We start from the raw sequence: 16,083 nt of genomic DNA, 5'->3' as shown, positions 1-16,083 counted from the left end.
CCTTCCACCGAGAGGTCACCATGAAGTACCTGGTCCATATGGACGTCAACCTGCCCGACGGCATGCCCGCCGACGAAGCCGCCGGAATCAAGGCAAAGGAGAAGGCCTACTCCCAGGAACTGCAGCGCTCCGGCAAATGGCCTGAGATCTGGCGCGTGGTGGGCGAATACGCCAACTACTCCATCTTCGACGTCGAATCGAACGACGAGCTCCACGGCATCCTGCAGGACCTTCCGCTGTTCCCGTACATGGACATCACTGTGGTCCCGCTGGCCAAACACCCTTCGGATGTAAAGTAGCCGGGTCAGTCCTTGGCCCGGAACGCCGCCGCGAGTTCGCTGCGGGACCGGATTCCCATCTTCCGGTACAGCCGCGTGAGGTGGTACTGCACCGTCTTTTCGGCCAGGAACAGGGCCCGGGCCGCTTCCTTGTTGGTGGCGCCCGCAGCCACCAGCTCGGCCACGGCCTGTTCCTGGGCCGTGAGCTGTTGATGGTGGCCGCCCACAGAGGAGAGCACCGGGTCCGCCGGGTCCGGCAGGTTCCCCACGTCCAGGCCAGTTGCCTTCAGCTCGCGGTCGCACCGTTCCACATAGGTGGCCGCGCCAAGGGTGTCATACAGGTCCCGCGCCGCCCGCAGCACCGATGACGCCAGGCGCCGCTTTCCGGCCCGGCGCATGCTTTGCCCGAACGCGAAACTGATCCGCGCCCGCAGATAGGGGCGGTTGAGCCCGCGAAGGTGCCCCAGCGCCGCCTCGAAGTACTCCCTTGCCGTGTCCGGGTCCCCCTGCGCGGCCAGCAGCCGGCCCCTGGCCCACGCCACGCGGGCCAGATCCGAGGGGACTTCCCGCTCGCGATGCACTCCTTCAAAAGCGGTAAGGAACGTCTCTGCGGCATCGAGTTTGTCGGTCATGACCAGCGCGTTGACGTAGGTGTCCTGCCACGGCCAGAAGGACACCCGTTGATCGGTCCAAGGGTCCAGTTCCGCCAGCGGCTGGAGGGCGGCCAGGGCACTTTCGTAGTCTGCCCGTGCCTCGTGGAAGCGGGCGCGCGCCAGGCTTGCCGGGACCTGCATGGCCCGGTAAGTTCCCGGCTGCACCGCGGCCTGTGAAACGTAGTAGCGTGCCCGGTCCCAGTCGCCCCGCATGGACCACAGCTCGGCGGCCGTCCAGTACAGCAGCGGCCGGATCAGCGGCATCCGCGAGGTCTCCAGCCGGACGCTTGCCCGGGAGACGGTGGCCGCGGCCGCGTCCCAGTTGCCCAGCACCAGGTGGGTGCGGGCAAGCCAGGCCTCGGCCCACAGGGAGATCCGCAGCGATCCCCCGCGGTACTCGGTGGGGGCGGCCGACTCAAAATTCACCAGCGCGGATTCTGCGTTGTCCAGGCGCAGGGCCAGCCACCCGGCGCCCATCTGCACGCGCTGCTTCTGGGCATTCTCGGCCGCGTGGGCGGAGGCCCGCTGGTAGGAGGCCTCGGCGTCCGATATGCGGCCCTGGGCATAGAGGCCCAGGCCGTAGATGGCCTCCGACTCGATGTGAGCCGGAGTTCCGGGTTCGGTCAGAGCCATCGCGCGTTCGGCCCAGCCGGTGATCATCGGACCGTCCCACGAGGCCACCCCGTGGAGGACGAAACGCTGGGCCACCTGCGCTGCCGCGCCGGGTTCATGTTGCGGATTGCTGGTTCGCCAGGCCATCTCCAGTTGGCTTTGGGCGCTGTCATTCTGGCCGGACACCGTGGACAGGTACCCCAGCACCGAGGAGCGCAGGGGCGACGGCGGCAGGGCATCCACCGCCCCCGCCCAGGCCTGCGCCTGGGCAACATTGCCGGAGCCCACCAAGGCGTCGACGGCTTTCAGGAGCCGGAGGTTCCGGGCGCGGATATCGGGGGACAGCCGTGAGGCGGAGAACAGTGCGGTGGAGGCATCCTGCCATGCGCCAACCGTGGCCTGCCGCCGCGCGAACTCTTCCAGCTCCGCGGCCAGTGTTTCGTCTGCGGCCGGGGTGGCGGCAACGCGGTGGCCCAGCTGTTCGCCCTCGGACTGGACAGCTTCGGCGGCCTTCCGGTGCAGGGCAATGCGCCGGCTGGGGACGATCTGCTCGTAGACCGCTTCCGCGGTGCCGGGTTCCAGGAAGGCGACGGCGGAGCGGGACTGGTCCACGGACAGTCCCAGGAGCCCCGCACGGTGTCCCTCATCGAGTGCCGGCAGGACGGATTCCAGTCCGCCCACCCTGGCCACCTCCGCCAGGCCGGCGCCGGGGCCGAGCACCGCTGCGGTCTCCGCGGCGGTGACCAGGGCGGGGGACGCGGCGGCCAGGACGCTGCGGACCCTGGCGCGCACCCGGGAGGTGGGCGGCAGGGACGGAAACCAGGACTGCCAGGTTTCCGGCGGCAGCTCGCGGAGCAGCTCCACGACGGACTGGGCAATCCCGTCGGTGTGCGTCACCAGGCCGTGCGCCGCTGTTGCACTGAGGTCCAGGCCGAACAGGCTCCGTGCCAGGTCCTGGACCTGCTGCGGCGACAGGGGCTCCAGCGGAATCCGGGCCACTTGGTGGCCGGTGAGGAAGTCGAGCACGCCGGCCGGGACACGGGGCGCATCTACAGGGTTGAGGGTCAGCAGGAACAGGACCCGCTTGTCATGCAGCCTCCGCGTGACAAAGGTGAGGATGCGCAGGCTCGCCTCGTCGAGCTTGTGGACGTCGTCGACGGCGACCACCACGCTGCCGTGCGTCTGCAGGCCTTCGAGATGGGTGCTGAGGGTGGAGGCGTAGTTGACCACCTGGTCCGGGGTCAGGGAGGCGACGGGCCCCGGCGCCAGGGCCGGGCCGCCGTCGTAATCCTTTGCCGTACGGAGCGGCAGGGTCCGCATGAGCTGGGAGTAGCCTGCCAGGGCGAACTGCGCCTCCCAGTCGTCCCCCATGGCGGACAGCACGCGGACGCCTCGGGCGGCCGTGCGGCAGTGCTCAAGGAAGAGCTCCAGGAGTGCCGTTTTCCCGGATCCGGACGGGCCGGAGAGCACAACGGTTCCCACTTTGCCTTTGCGGACGGTCCGGAGGGTTTCCAGCAGCTGCTCGAACACCGCTGCCCGGCCGGCCAGCGGGAAGTCCTCAGCCGTGTCGCCCTGGGTGGAGCCCGCCGTCATGGCTGCAATCCTACCGGAGCGGCCTGGGCGCCCCCCATGGCGTGCATCCATCGGATGCACTAGCCCAGGTCGCCGCCGGCCACCGGGAGGATGCTCCCGGTCAGGTAGGACGCCTCGTCCGAGGCAAGGAACACGATGGGCGCCGCCTGCTCGTCCAGGGTGCCGTAGCGCTTCATGAACGAGGACTCCACCGTCTGGTCAACGATGGTTTGGTACCAGTCCTTCTCGGTGGCGGACTCGGCTTCCGGCCCGCGCTTGACCTTCCGCGGCGGGGCTTCGGTGCCGCCCGGGGCGGTGGCCACCACGCGGATGCCGTGCCCGGCCACCTCCATGGCCAGCGACTGGGTCAGGGCGTTCACGCCACCTTTCGCCGCGGCATAGGGCACCCGGTGCATTCCCCGGGTGGCCACCGAGGAGACGTTCACGATCGTGCCCGAGCCCTGCTCCATCATGGCCGGCAGGACTGCCCGGCAGGTCCAGAGCGTGGGAAAGAGCGAGCGGCGGATTTCCTTCTCGATCTTGTCCTCGTCGTACTCCTGGTAGGGGCGGGCCCAGATGGTGCCGCCCACGTTGTTGACCAGCACGTCCACGCGGCCGTGGGCTGCGAGCGCTGCCTTGATGGCCTGGGTGGCGCCGGCGAAGGTCTCCAGGTCCGCGGTGACGGACGTGGCCGCCCCGCCCGAACCCGACGCCTTGGCGGCCTCGTCGATGCCGCGGGCAACGTCGTGGACCAGGTCCGCGCGGTCCACCAGGACCACCACACCGCCTTCGGCGCCGATGCGCTCGGCCACCTTCTGGCCGATCCCCTGGGCGGCACCGGTGACGACGGCGACCTTGCCGCCGAACCTGCCCGGCGTCACGTATTGCCCGGCGTACGGCGCAGCCATCAGCGGGTGGCCTTGGCGTCGATGGCCCCGGCCATGGTGTCCTTCGCGTCCTGGGCATGGGCGGTGATGACGGCGCGCAGGTGGTCCTTGTCGCCGCGTTCGAAGGCGTTCACGATCTCAAGGTGGTCCTGCGTGACGCGTTCGAAGATCGGCGTCCCGGCTTCGAACGCCGCGGCCATCTGGGCGTGGACATCCAGGCGCCGGTACGACTCCAGCAGCATCGGGTTGTCGCAGACCATGAAGAGGTACTCATGGAATTCTTCGTTGGTGCGCGCGAATTCCTCGGGGTCGGTGATGTTTCCGTCCTGCACCGAGCCGGTGGTGGCTTCCGCGAGCCGGCGGAACTGGCGAAGTTGCTGTTCGCTGAGCCTTCCCAGCAGCAGTTCGCTGACCGCAAGCTCCAGGCCCATGCGGGCGTCCAACTGGGCGAAGCTGTCCTCCTTGCGGAAATCCAGCTGGCCGGTCTCCAGCGAGGACACGGCCTCCCCGCGGCTCATGGTGTCGCCTTCGGACTGGATCTTTCCGGCCGGTGCCGGGGCCCCGGTTTCGGCGTCGCCTCCGGTGGTCTCCTTCGGCGCGAAACGTTCGAAGTAGAAGTTGGCGGGCTTGATGCCTTCGGTATCCAGCCACTTGGAGACGGCGTTGACCATGGGCGGCGGCCCGCAGAGGTAGATGTCCACGTCGCCGTCGTTGAGGTGCTTCGGTTCGATGATCTGCGTGACGTAGCCGGTGTGCGGTGCGGAGGTGCCGGGCTCGGAGGCGATGTAGTCCCAGGTGAAGCCGGGCAGTTTCGCCTCGTAGGCGCGGAGCCAGTCCAGGCCCACGATGTCCGCCTCGCGGGTGAGCCCGTATATGAGGTGCACCGGGCTGGACGGCGGGTTCTCGGAAAGCTTCTCGAGGATGGACAGCAGCGGGGCCAGGCCGGTGCCGCCGGCCAGGAGCAGCAGGGACCGTTTGGGCTCGCGGAGGAAGAAGGATCCGTAGGGGCCGGTGAATTCGATGGCGTCGCCTACCGCAGCGCGGTCGCGCAGGTACTCGGACATGGCACCCTGCGGGGTCACGCGGACCATGAAGGACGCATCGTCCACTTCGGGGCCGCTGCTGAAGGAGTAGGAGCGCTCGGCGTCGGTACCGGGGACCTTGAGGTTGACGTACTGGCCCGGCAGGAACGCCAGTGCATCCCGGTTCTCCACCTCGAGGGTGAAGGAGACCGTGGTGTCGGTGTGCCGGTTGAGTTCCTTGATGGTGGAGCTGAAGGTGGCGGCCGCCGTCTTTGCCGACTCGGACGTGGCCGGGATCTGGATGGCCAGGTCGGACTCCGGGACGGCCTGGCACGTCAGCATGTAGCCCTTTTCGAGCTCCTCTTCGGTCATGGCGTCATCGATGAAGTCGCCCGGGTCGAAGGAGCCTGAGTCGCAGAACGCCTTGCAGGTGCCGCACGCGCCGTCGCGGCAGTCCGACGGAATGTTGATCCGCGCCTTGTAGGCCGCGTCCATGACGGTCTCATAGTCGCCGACCTTGATGACTTTGGTAACGCCGTCTTCGAAGCTGAGGGCTACTTTGTGGCCCATGGGGTCCTCCTGACTGGGCGGGCGCGTCGTCGCGTCCGGGGAAAAAGTTGGGCGTGCCCGGCGGGCACGGAATGGGACAGTCCGTGCGGCGCCCGGTTAGGCCGGGCGCCCGCGCGGGACAGGTCAGATCATGTAGACGTCCACCACGTGGTGGATGTAGTCGTTCTTCAGGACGACTTTCTTCTTCAGGATCACCGGCTGCGGGCCGGAAAGGTCGATCGTGTAGAAGCTGGTGCCGAAGTACGTGTCCGTCGTGTTGTAGCGGAAGTACAAGGTGAACCAGTTGAAGCGCACCTCCACCTTGCTGCCGTCGTTCGACAACACTTCGACGTCCGTGACGTTGTGGCCCGTTCGCGGCTCAGGGAGGGAGGTGGCGGACGACCTGTCGGTCTTGATCCGGAATACCCGGTCCTCGATGCCGCCCCGGTTGTCGTAGTAAATCAGGGAGATCTCGTTGAGGGGGTCCTGCGTCAGCTGGTCGTCCACATCCCAGGCCGGCATCCAGAATTCGGAGTCCGGGTGGTAGCACTCAAGCCATTCATCGAACCGGCGGTCATCCAGCAGGCGGGCTTCCCGGTACAGGAACGCCCGGACGGTTTCAAGGGTTGTGATCTCCTCCGCGGTCTTCAGGACCGGGGCGGTGTGGGTCAGATTGGTCATGGGTTCTGCGCTCTCTGTGGTTCCGGTGGGCTCTCTCAGGTGACGGGAACGGAATCCAGGGCGGAACGCTCCTCTTCCTCCGCCAGGGCCCGGTCCATGACTTCCTTCCAGTACCCGTGCTGGATGGGGTAGAGCCCTTCGTCTTCGGTGCGCACGCCGGAGGCGATCACCCTGGTCATGCCCAGGGCCCGCGCCTGCTCGTCCGGACCGGTGATCTCGTGGGTGGAGCCGCGGGTCATGTCGTTCCACGGGGCGCTTGTGGCCCAGTAGGTCTTGTTGCAGGAGCGGAATTCCTCGAGGTCGTCCGGCGTGGCCATGCCCGTGGCGTTGAAGAAGTCTTCGTACTGGCGGATGCGCTTGGAACGGTTCTCCTGGGACTCACCCTTGGGGGCGATGCAGTAGATGGTCACCTCGGTCTGGTCCGCGGAGATCGGCCGGAAGTGGCGGATCTGCGAGGAGAACTGGTCCATGATGTAGACGTTCGGGTACAGGCAGAGGTTGCGCGAGATGTTGATCATGAAGTTGGCCATTTCCTCGCCGTACTTGGCCACGAGCTCGTCGCGGCGGTCCCAGAGCGGGCGGTCCTGGGGGTTGGTCCATTCCTGCCACAGCAGCAGGTGCCCGTGATCGTAGGAGTAGAACCCACCCTTGACCTTGCCCCACTTACCGGCGTCCATGGCCTTGGTCTTATTGGCGGAGTCGCCGGCGCTGCGGCGGGCGGTGGTGGCTGCGTAGTTCCAGTGCACGGCCGTGACGTGGTAGCCGTCGGCGCCGTTCTCGGCCTGGACCTTCCAGTTGCCGTCGTAGGTGTAGGTGGACGAGCCGCGCAGGACTTCCAGGCCTTCGGGCGACTGGTCGACGATGGAGTCGATGACCTTGGTGGCATCGCCAAGGTGTTCCTCGAGCGGGAGGACGTCAGCCTTCAGCGAGCCGAACAGGAAGCCGCGGTAGGACTCGAAGCGGGCCACCTTGGTGAGGTCGTGCGAGCCTTCCTTGTTGAAGGTCTCGGGGTAGCCGGCGTTCCGTGAGTCCTTGACCTTCAGCAGTTCCCCGGAGTTCTTGAAGGTCCAGCCGTGGAACGGGCAGGTGACGGTGGTGCGGTTGTCCGTCTTGCGGCGGCACAGCATGGCACCGCGGTGCGAACAGGCGTTGACCAGGCAGTTCAGCTTCCCGTCCTTGTCCCGGGTGATCATCACGGGGGTGCGGCCGATATAGGTGGTGAAGTAGTCGCCCACGTTGGGGATCTGCGACTCGTGGGCGAGGTACACCCAGTTGCCTTCGAAGATGTGCTTCATCTCGAGTTCGAAGATCTCCTGGTCGGTGAAGATCTCGCGCTTGGCCCGGATGACGCCGTTCTCGCGGTCGTCGATCACGGCGTCGGCAAGGACCTCGCGGGCATGGATCAGGTTCTCGGTCATGGCGTGCTCCTTCATTGGAGATTGCTGGACGGATGGGCGGAGGTCCACTGGGGAAGAGGCTTCGGCGGCGGACGTTGTCCAGCAATTCTTGCCGCTCGTGATTGGCCTCACATCAGGCAAATACCTAGGTTCCACCAAGGGTGTCTTTATGTACTGATAATGACTCAAAAGACGCCTAGTTGATATTTGTAGCGTCCTTATCTGCGGGCCTACGATTGAGACCGAGATCACGCAGGCCGAGCAACGCAGGCGAAACTTTCCGCCCCGCAGGCCGCGTGGGGAGCAGGAGCCCTTCCTGTCCCATTCAATGAAGAAGGTGGACATCGTCATGACCCAAACCCCAACGGACAGCCGCACGGAAAACGAAGGCACCGCCGTCGAAGCAGGAACCAAGGCAACCGAGCGGTTCGCAGCGTCGGGCAAGCTCTCCAAGGTGGATGTATCCAAGGAACGGGTGAGCCTGCTGGCCGGCGCGCTGATCAAGGCCGCCAACGACATCGTCGAGGAGCACCAGGTCACCTACGAGGAATACAACGCGCTCAAAGCGTGGCTGATCAAGGTTGGGACGGACGGTGAATGGCCGCTGTTCCTCGACGTCTGGCTTGAGCACACCGTTGAGGACGTCAACTCCCAGGACCGCCCCGGCACCGTGGGCACCATCGAGGGCCCCTACTACGTTCCCAACTCCCCGGAACTCCAGACGCCCGCCACGGTTGAAATGCGCGACGGCGAAGAAGGCACCCCGCTGCGCTTCAGCGGCCAGTTCACCGACACCGACGGCAACCCCATCCAGGGCGCCCAGGTGGAGATCTGGCACGCGGACGCCGCCGGCTTCTACTCCCAGTACGCCCCTGGCCTGCCCGAGTGGCTCTTCCGCGCCACCGTCAAGGCCTCGGACGATGGCCGGTTCGAGATCAACACGATGCGTCCGGCGCCGTACCAGATCCCCACGGACGGCGCCTGCGGGCAGCTGATCAGCGCCGCGGGCTGGCACGCCTGGCGTCCGGCGCACATCCACATCAAGGTGTCCGCACCGGGCTACGAGCCGGTCACCCAGCAGCTCTACTTCCCCGGCGATCCCCACAACGCTGACGACATCGCCTCGGCAGTGAAGCCCGAACTGATGCTGGACCCCCGCCCCCGTTCCGACGGCAAGGGCGAGGACGTAGTTTATGACTACGTCCTGGCCAAGCAGGGCCAGAAGAAGTAGCACGCAAACTGGGAGATACCCCCGCACGGAGGCGCTCCGGAGCTGATGCTTCGGAGCGCCTCCGGTTTTTCCGCCCCAGCCAGGAGCCCCGATGAGCCATCCCCGCCCACATCCGACCGCCAGCTCCGTTGAGGCAGCCCAGCCTGTGCCTGAGCCCCTGCTGGAACGTCCGGGGGTCCGGCCTGCAGGCCCCCGCCGGATTCTTCGCGACCTGGGTCTGTCCTATGTCTCGAACGGCGCTATTGGGCTCATTTTCGCGGCATCCGGGCCCATCGCCGTCACCCTGGCCGTCGGAACGGCCGGCGGCCTGACCCAGGGCCAGCTCTCGTCCTGGGTTTTTGGCATTCTGTTTTCGGGCGGCGCGGCCACGCTGCTGATGTCGCTCATTTACCGGCAGCCCCTGGGCTTCGCCTGGTCCATCCCCGGCACAGTGCTCCTGGGACCGTCCCTGCAGCACCTTTCCTTTCCCGAAGTCGTCGGGGCCTTCTTCACCTCCGGCGTGCTGATCCTCGCCCTGGGCGCCACCGGCGTGGTGCGAAAAGCCATGGCGCTGGTACCCATGCCGATCGTGATGGCCATGGTGGCCGCGGTGTTCCTGAAGTTCGGCACGGACATTGTTGCCTCCACCCAGGACAATCCGGCCGTGGCTGCTCCGATGGTGGGTGCGTTCCTGGTCCTCACCGCAGTTCCCACGCTTGGCAGGTTCCTGCCGCCGGTTCTGGGCACCCTGGTGGCAGGCGGCATCGCCGTGGCCGTTAGCGGCCAGTTCAACCTGGCGCCCGGCGGACCGCTCCTGGCCACCCCGGTTTTCACCGCCCCTGAATTCACGTGGGCCGCGCAGCTGGAGCTCGTAGTTCCGCTGGCCGTCACCGCGCTGTTCGTCCAAAACGGCCAGGGTATCGCCGTCCTCCGCGCTGCCGGCCACCGGCCGCCCGTGAATGCCTTCGCCATGACCTCCGGCGCGTTCTCGGTACTGAACGCCGGGTTTGGCGCCGTTTCAGCATGCGTTACAGGCCCCACCAACGCCCTGTTGACCTCGTCCGGGAGCCGTCAGCGCCAATACACGGCCGCCGTGGCCTACGGCGTGCTGGCCTTGGTGTTCGCAGCGTTTGCCCCCACACTGACCCGGCTGATGCTGGCGGCGCCCAAGGAGTTCGTCCTGGCGCTGGGTGGCATCGCGATGCTCCGGGCCCTTCAGCAGGCCTTCGTCACGGCCTTCGCCACCAGCTTCACCCTGGGCTCCCTTGTGACCTTCGTGGTGACCATCTCCGGCATGAACCTCTTCAATGTCCATGCGGCGTTCTGGGGCCTGGTGATTGGCTACGGGGTGTCCCGCCTGCTGGAGCGCGCCGACCACGCCCAGCCCTGATACCGTGCCGCCCGCCCGCTGCCGGGGACCCGCGAAAGTGCGCTCCCGGCCGGTTAGGCAATAGTCTGGCCAGATGGGGACCAGTGCCGTTAACTCCGGCGAACAAGTGGACAGGCAGACGCGCATACTCGAGGCGGCCATGGACCTGCTGTCCCGGCACGGCATTTCCGGAGTGAGCATGCGGTCCGTGGCGCGGGAAGCCGGCGTGGCGCTGGGCCTGGTCAACTACTACTACGACGACAAAACCACCCTGATCCGGGCAGCCCTGCGCCGGGTGGATGAGCATGACCTTCTGCTCGTCGCCCCCGATCCGTCCATGCCCCCGGATGAACAGCTGCGCAAGGCCCTGCGGCGGGTTGCCGGCGCCGACCTGCTGACCACGCGCTACCTGTCCCTGCGCCTCCACCTTTGGGCCCTCGCCCAGGCCGACGAGGACTACGCCCAGATCAACGCCGCCGCCTTCGACCGCTACATCGACGGGCTCGCAGCACTGGTATCCAGCGCCAGGCCAGGGCTCTCCTGGGAGGCATGCCGGGAGCGCGCATCGGACATCGTGGTCATCCAGAACGGCATGTGGCTGACCGCACTGCTCGGGGTGGACAATGCCGCCATCCAGCGAAGTATCCAGCGCACGGAACAGATTGCCTTCGCGCCGGTCCAGGATGAAGGGGCCGGCGGGCAGGAGCCCAGCCCGCGCTAACCCGCCTGCTCCCGGGCGCAGACGGGCCCGAAAGTAACATTGAACGAGTGTTCAAAAAAGTATTGAACACTCGTTCAACGTGCATTACTGTCCTTCCTATGACATACGCCACACCAACCCTGGACGCCGTCGAGAGCACCACAACGGACGCAGCGTCCTCCCTGTTCATCAACGGCGCGTGGGAGCCGGCGGCATCCGGCGCCGTGCGCCAGATCCGCAACCCGGCAGACGGCGAGCTGGTGGCCACGGTCTCCGAGGCCGGCCGGGAAGACGCCGAACGCGCCATTGCCGCGGCCCGCGCCGCCTTCGACTCCGGCGCCTGGTCCTCCGTCCCGGCACCAGAGCGCGGGTCCTTCCTCCTCAAGGTCGCTGCCGGGCTGCGGGAACGGCGGGAAGAGTTCGCCCGGGCCGAGTCCCTTGACACCGGAAAGCGCATGGTCGAGAGCCGCATCGACATGGACGACATCGCCGCCTGCTTTGAGTACTTTGGCAGGCTCGCAGGGCAGCAGGCCGGCCGGGTGGTGGACGCCGGGGACCCCGGCGTCGTGAGCAGGATCGTCTACGAACCCGTTGGCGTCTGCGGCCTGATCACACCATGGAACTACCCCCTGCTCCAGGCGGCGTGGAAGATCGCCCCCGCGCTGGCCGCCGGCTGCACCTTCGTCCTTAAGCCGTCCGAGCTGACCCCTTCCACCAGCATCATGGCCATGCAGCTGTTGAAGGACCTTGGCCTGCCGGATGGGGTCGCCAACCTCGTCACCGGGCCCGGCGCGGAGGCGGGTGCACCGCTCTCGGAACATCCCGCCGTCGACCTCGTTTCCTTCACCGGCGGCCTGGAAACCGGCAAGCGGATCGCCGCCGCCGCCGCAGCCACCGTCAAGAAGGTGGCGCTGGAGCTGGGCGGCAAGAACCCCAACGTGATCTTTGCCGACGCGGACTTCGACGCCGCCGTGGACAACGCCCTCAACGGTGCCTTCGTCCACTCGGGGCAGGTCTGCTCGGCAGGCGCCCGGCTGCTGGTGGAGGAATCCATCGCCGAACGCTTCGTGGACGAGCTGGTCCGCCGCGCCCGGGGCATCCGGCTCGGCGGCCCCTTTGACGACGCCGCCGAGACCGGCCCGCTGATCTCCGCCGCCCACCGGGACAAGGTGCACGCGTACGTCCAGCGCGGAATCCAGGAGGGCGCGCGGCTCCGCACCGGCGGCGCGGCACCTTCCGGGGAGAAGTACGACGGCGGGTTCTACTACCAGCCGACCATCCTGGACCAGGTGCAGCGCGGCATGTCCGTGGTCACCGACGAGGCGTTCGGCCCCGTGGTGACAGTGGAAACCTTCCGCACCGAGGACGAGGCCGTGGCCACCGCCAACGACACCATCTACGGGCTGGCCGGGGCGGTATGGACCCAGGACGCCGGCAAGGCGCAGCGCGTGGCGTCCCGGCTGCGGCACGGCACCATCTGGATCAACGACTACCACCCCTACCTCCCCCAGGCCGAGTGGGGCGGCTTCGGCCAGTCCGGCGTCGGCCGCGAGCTGGGCCCCACGGGCCTGGCGGAGTACCAGGAAGCCAAGCACATCTACCAGAACACAAGCCCGCAGGTCACCGGCTGGTTCGCTGACCACGGCAAGGAGAACTAGATGCACTTCGACAACATCGAGGACCTCAGCGAGCGCTCGTTCGATTACATCGTCATCGGCGGCGGATCCGCCGGCGCCGCGGTTGCCGCCCGCCTGAGCGAGGACCCGGACGTGACCGTGGCCCTGGTGGAGGCCGGTCCGGACGACCGCAACATCCCCGAGATCCTGCAGCTGGACCGCTGGATGGAGCTGCTGGAATCCGGCTACGACTGGGACTACCCGGTGGAACCGCAGGAAAACGGCAACTCCTTCATGCGCCACGCCCGTGCCAAGGTGATGGGCGGCTGTTCCAGCCACAACTCGTGCATCGCCTTCTGGGCGCCACGGGAGGACCTGGACGAATGGGAGTCCAAGTACGGCGCCGCCGGCTGGAATGCCGACGCGGCCTGGCCGCTGTACAAGCGGCTGGAAACCAACGAGGACGCCGGCCCGGACGCACCCCACCACGGGGACTCCGGCCCCGTGCACCTGATGAACGTGCCCCCGGCGGATCCTGCCGGCGTCGCTCTTCTGGACGCCTGCGAGCAGGCGGGAATTCCCCGTGCGAAGTTCAACACCGGCACCACCGTGGTCAACGGCGCCAACTTCTTCCAGATCAACCGCCGGGCGGACGGCACGCGCGCCTCCAGTTCCGTCTCCTACATCCACCCCATCATCGACCGGCCCAACTTCACCCTGCTGACCGGCCTCCGCGCCCGCCAGCTGGTGTTCGATGCGGCCAAGCGCTGCACCGGCGTGGACGTGGTGGACTCGGCCTTCGGCCGCACCCACCGGCTCTCCGCACACCGCGAGGTGGTCCTGTCCACCGGCGCCATCGACTCCCCCAAACTGCTCATGCTCTCCGGCATCGGACCGGCAGCACACCTCGCCCATCACGGGATCGAGGTCCTGGTGGACTCCCCCGGCGTGGGCGAGCACCTGCAGGACCACCCCGAGGGCGTGGTCCAGTTCGAGGCAAAACAGCCCATGGTGCAGACCTCAACGCAGTGGTGGGAGATCGGGATCTTCACTCCCACCGAGGACGGCCTGGACCGCCCCGACCTGATGATGCACTACGGTTCCGTCCCGTTCGACATGAACACGCTGCGGCACGGCTACCCCACCACGGAGAACGGCTTCAGCCTCACCCCCAACGTCACGCACGCCCGCTCCCGCGGCACCGTCCGGCTGCGCAGCCGCGACTTCCGCGACAAGCCGATGGTGGACCCCCGCTACTTCACGGACCCCGACGGCCACGACATGCGCGTCATGGTGGCCGGCATCCGCAAGGCCCGTGAAATCGCCGGCCAGCCCGCCATGGCGGAATGGACCGGCCGGGAACTGTCGCCCGGCATCGAGGCGCAGACGGATGAAGAGCTGCAGGACTACATCCGCAAGACCCACAACACCGTCTACCACCCGGTGGGCACCGTCCGCATGGGCCCGGCCGACGACGACATGTCGCCGCTGGATTCCGGGCTGCGGGTCAAGGGCGTCACCGGCCTCCGCGTCGCCGATGCGTCCGTCATGCCCGAACACGTCACCGTCAACCCCAACATCACCGTCATGATGATCGGCGAGCGCTGTGCCGATCTGATCCGCGCGGACCGCACGGTCGAAGACGCCATGGAAGAAAAGGAGCTCACCACATCCCTCGCCTGAGCGGCAGGTCTTAGGGGGCCGCACTTCCCCAACAGCGGCGGCCCCCACCCTCGTTATTCCGCCGCACCCCAGGGCGGCCGGTCCCATCGTGCTTTTCTGATCTAGGAGTCCATATTGGAACCCAGCAAGAGTATTGATTCAAGCGGCATGGATGAATTCGGCTACACCCAGACCCTTGACCGGAGCATCGGCAAGTTTGCCAGCTTCGCCGCAGGTGTCAGCTATATCTCCATCCTCACCGGTGTTTTCCAACTGTTCTACTTTGGTTTTTCCATGGCCGGCCCGGCGTACGCCTGGTCCTGGCCCATCGTGTTCGTCGGCCAGCTGATGGTGGCCCTGTGTTTTGCCGAACTGGCCGGCCGCTACCCCGTGGCGGGTTCGGTCTACAACTGGGCCAAGCGCCTGGCGTCCGGGACCTCGTCCTGGCTGGCCGGCTGGCTGCTGCTGTTGTCCTCCATCATGGCGCTGGGCTCCGTGGCACTGGCCCTGCAGATCACCCTGCCCCAGCTCTGGTCCGGCTTCCAGTTCGTGGGTGACGGCACAGGCCCCTACGACTTCGCCATGAACGGCGTGGTGCTGGCCACCATCATGATCACCATCTCCACCCTCATCAACGCGTTCGGCGTGAAGCTGATGACCAGGATCAACAGCATCGGTGTCTTCGTGGAGCTGATCGCGGCCGTGCTGCTGATCCTCGCGCTGGGCTGGCATGTGGTGCGCGGCCCGGAGGTCTTCTTCCAGACCAACGGCTTCGGCGAAGGCCACGACCTGGGCTTCTTCGGCGTCTTCCTGATCGGCGCCATGGCCTCCGGCTACGTCATGTACGGCTTCGACACTGCCAGTTCGCTGGGCGAGGAAACCAAGGATCCCAAGAAGACCGCTCCCAAGGCCATCCTGCGCGCCGTTACGGCATCGTTCCTGCTGGGCGGGGGAATCCTGCTCTTCGGCATCCTGGCCGCGCCGGACCTCGGCGACCCCCAGGTGGGGGCGGCCGACGGCGGGCTGCAGCACATCGTGCTCTCCGTCCTGGGCGGCCCGTTCGGCAAGGCCTTCCTGGCCTGCATCGTGGTGGCCGTGGTGGTCTGCACCCTGGCCGTCCACGCCGCCGCCATCCGGATGATGTTCGCCATGGCCCGCGACAACAACCTGCCCTTCAGCCGGCAGCTCAGCAAGGTGGATCCGGTCCGCCGGACCCCCACTGTCGCCGCCATCGTCATCGGGATCATGGCCGTCATCCCGCTGCTGGTCAACGTGATGCAGCCGGCCATCTTCACCATCCTGTCCAGCATCAGCATCGTGCTGATCTACCTGTCCTACCTCCTGGTCACGGTTCCCCTGCTGCGCAAGCGGTTCCTGAGGAAATGGCCGCTGGCCGATGACGTTTCCGAGCCGGGGTTCTGCATGGGCAAGTGGGGCGTTCCCGTGAACATCCTGGCCGTCCTGTGGGGCGCTGCCATGACGGTGAACCTGGTGTGGCCCCGCCCGGAGATCTACAACTCGGTGCCGCCGTTCGAGTGGTACCTGCAGTGGGGCGGCGTGATGTTCGTGGCCGCCGTCATCATTGGCGGGACCCTCCTCTACCGCCTGAAGATCCGCCACCAGACAGGGGTACTGGCCGAGCACGCCGCAGCCGTGGCTGCCCACCCGTCGTCGAGCGCCACACGCGCCGCTTCCGGGGAGCACCACCTGGTGGACGTGCAGGTGCCATAGGGCTGCTGCTGCAGCAGGGTCCGCTGCAGCAGCGCATTTCAAAGGAAGGGGCCGACGGCGGCACTCACGTGAGTGCCGTCGTCGGCCTTTTCTGCGCCTCCGGCCACCGCCATGTTGAGGCCCGTCGTCACACAAGGAAGCGGC

The 16,083-nt window shown here is 67.1% G+C and carries 12 protein-coding genes; 7 read left to right on the top strand and 5 right to left on the bottom strand.

Annotated features, from left to right (window positions below):
* The first annotated feature begins 20 nt into the window (after positions 1–20).
* A complete protein-coding gene (gene catC / locus AC3ANU_RS03550; RefSeq protein WP_488315465.1) occupies positions 21–299 on the top strand; it encodes a muconolactone Delta-isomerase in 279 nt (92 codons plus the stop codon).
* Between the two features lie 5 nt (positions 300–304).
* On the opposite strand, the gene AC3ANU_RS03545 is transcribed toward catC, so the two are convergent.
* The 5 genes from AC3ANU_RS03545 to benA form a co-directional block, all read right to left on the bottom strand.
* Complete coding sequence (locus AC3ANU_RS03545) at positions 305–3,136, bottom strand: ATP-binding protein (protein ID WP_488315464.1); 2,832 nt, start codon at positions 3,134–3,136, stop codon at positions 305–307.
* Between the two features lie 59 nt (positions 3,137–3,195).
* The gene (locus tag AC3ANU_RS03540) at positions 3,196–4,023 is read right to left on the bottom strand and encodes a 1,6-dihydroxycyclohexa-2,4-diene-1-carboxylate dehydrogenase (RefSeq protein ID WP_488315463.1); all 828 of its coding nucleotides are present in this window, start codon (positions 4,021–4,023) and stop codon (positions 3,196–3,198) included.
* Positions 4,023–5,594, bottom strand: a complete 1,572-nt coding sequence (gene benC, locus AC3ANU_RS03535) for a benzoate 1,2-dioxygenase electron transfer component BenC (protein WP_488315462.1) — start codon at positions 5,592–5,594, stop codon at positions 4,023–4,025. Before benC ends, AC3ANU_RS03540 begins: the two co-directional genes overlap by 1 nt.
* A 123-nt stretch (positions 5,595–5,717) precedes the next feature.
* On the bottom strand, positions 5,718–6,254 hold the full coding sequence (benB, locus tag AC3ANU_RS03530; RefSeq protein ID WP_488315461.1) for a benzoate 1,2-dioxygenase small subunit: 537 nt from the start codon (positions 6,252–6,254) through the stop codon (positions 5,718–5,720).
* 35 nt (positions 6,255–6,289) lie between these two features.
* Positions 6,290–7,672 carry a benzoate 1,2-dioxygenase large subunit gene (benA, locus tag AC3ANU_RS03525; RefSeq protein ID WP_488315460.1) on the bottom strand — a complete coding sequence of 461 codons (1,383 nt, stop codon included), beginning with the start codon at positions 7,670–7,672 and terminating at the stop codon, positions 6,290–6,292.
* 328 nt (positions 7,673–8,000) lie between these two features.
* On the opposite strand from benA, the gene catA reads away from it, so the two are divergent.
* The 6 genes from catA to AC3ANU_RS03495 all read left to right on the top strand — a co-directional run bounded on the left by catA (position 8,001) and on the right by AC3ANU_RS03495 (position 15,939).
* On the top strand, positions 8,001–8,882 hold the full coding sequence (gene catA, locus AC3ANU_RS03520; protein ID WP_488315459.1) for a catechol 1,2-dioxygenase: 882 nt from the start codon (positions 8,001–8,003) through the stop codon (positions 8,880–8,882).
* Between the two features lie 91 nt (positions 8,883–8,973).
* Positions 8,974–10,251, top strand: a complete 1,278-nt coding sequence (locus AC3ANU_RS03515; RefSeq protein WP_488315458.1) for a benzoate/H(+) symporter BenE family transporter — start codon at positions 8,974–8,976, stop codon at positions 10,249–10,251.
* A 73-nt stretch (positions 10,252–10,324) separates the two neighbouring features.
* On the top strand, positions 10,325–10,951 hold the full coding sequence (locus tag AC3ANU_RS03510) for a TetR/AcrR family transcriptional regulator (protein WP_478222742.1): 627 nt from the start codon (positions 10,325–10,327) through the stop codon (positions 10,949–10,951).
* Between the two features lie 98 nt (positions 10,952–11,049).
* Complete coding sequence (locus AC3ANU_RS03505; protein ID WP_488315457.1) at positions 11,050–12,588, top strand: aldehyde dehydrogenase family protein; 1,539 nt, start codon at positions 11,050–11,052, stop codon at positions 12,586–12,588.
* Positions 12,589–14,229, top strand: a complete 1,641-nt coding sequence (locus tag AC3ANU_RS03500) for a GMC family oxidoreductase (RefSeq protein ID WP_488315456.1) — start codon at positions 12,589–12,591, stop codon at positions 14,227–14,229. It begins immediately after the preceding gene.
* Between the two features lie 147 nt (positions 14,230–14,376).
* Positions 14,377–15,939 carry an APC family permease gene (locus tag AC3ANU_RS03495; protein ID WP_018769944.1) on the top strand — a complete coding sequence of 521 codons (1,563 nt, stop codon included), beginning with the start codon at positions 14,377–14,379 and terminating at the stop codon, positions 15,937–15,939.
* Positions 15,940–16,083: the final 144 nt, after the last annotated feature.

It is taken from the genome of Arthrobacter sp. SDR-2R, from assembly GCF_057747955.1.
The sequence above is the reverse complement of the archived record's forward strand: the minus strand, read 5'-3'. Positions and strand labels throughout refer to the sequence as shown.